The sequence below is a fragment of the Paractinoplanes hotanensis genome (assembly GCF_023717965.1).
Classification (GTDB): Bacteria; Actinomycetota; Actinomycetes; order Mycobacteriales; family Micromonosporaceae; genus Actinoplanes; species Actinoplanes polyasparticus.
In genome coordinates this window covers 1-845 of the sequence record NZ_JAMQOL010000137.1, presented here as the reverse complement: position 1 = coordinate 845, position 845 = coordinate 1, and the positions used below count along the sequence as shown (strand labels likewise).

The window sequence follows — 845 nt, the reverse complement described above, 5'->3', positions numbered from 1 at the left end:
GGGAGTTCATCGCAGGCGAATGACTGATTCGGTAGGTGTGCTGGGAGGTGACTGTAGATGCCACAGTGCGCTGATCCGCTGGACGCACCGATATCCGCCTCGAAGGAGCATCTCATGAAGCCCACTATCGTATTGATCCACGGCGCGTTCGCCGAGTCGGCGAGCTGGAACGGTGTCATCAGCCGGCTTCAGTCCGCCGGTTATCGCACCATTGCCGCCGGTAACCCGCTGCGCAGTCTGTCCGGGGACGCCGCCGCCGTGTCCGATCTGCTGGCCACCGTTGAAGGGCCGGTCGTGCTGGTGGGGCATTCGTACGGTGGTGCCGTCGCCTCGAACGCTGCGGTCGGTAACGAGAACGTCAAGGCCTTGGTCTATGTGGCGGCTCTTGCGCCGGACAAGGGTGAGACGACGCCGGATCTGCTCGGCAAGTTTCCGGGCGCCACTCTCGGTGAGCATCTTTACGAGGTGCCGCTGGGCGACGGCACCGCCGATGTCTACGTCCTCCCGGAGTGCTATCACGAGCACTTCTGTGCCGATGTGCCGGCTGAGCAGGCCGCGCTCGACGCCGTCACCCAGCGGCCCTTCAGCACCTCGGCGCTCAACGAGGCGTCCGCCGAGCCGGCGTGGAAGACCATTCCGTCCTGGTTCATCTCTCCGGAGCAGGACCGCGCTATCCCCCTGGAGACGTTCCGTTTCATGGCCGCCCGTGCCAACGCGCGGGAGTCGGTCGAGATCCCCGGCGCCTCGCACGCTCTTGCCGTTTCCCAGCCGCAGGCGGTGGCCGACTTCATCCTCCGGGCCGCCGCGTCCGTCTGACTTAGCCTCCCGGCCCGGCGGCGTTCGTC

Annotated in this window: 1 protein-coding gene; it reads left to right on the top strand. The window is 66.4% G+C overall.

Going from position 1 to position 845, the window contains the following annotated elements:
- Positions 1 to 114 precede the first annotated feature (114 nt).
- Positions 115 to 816 carry an alpha/beta fold hydrolase gene (locus LXN57_RS47755; RefSeq protein ID WP_251804971.1) on the top strand — a complete coding sequence of 234 codons (702 nt, stop codon included), beginning with the start codon at positions 115 to 117 and terminating at the stop codon, positions 814 to 816.
- Positions 817 to 845: the final 29 nt, after the last annotated feature.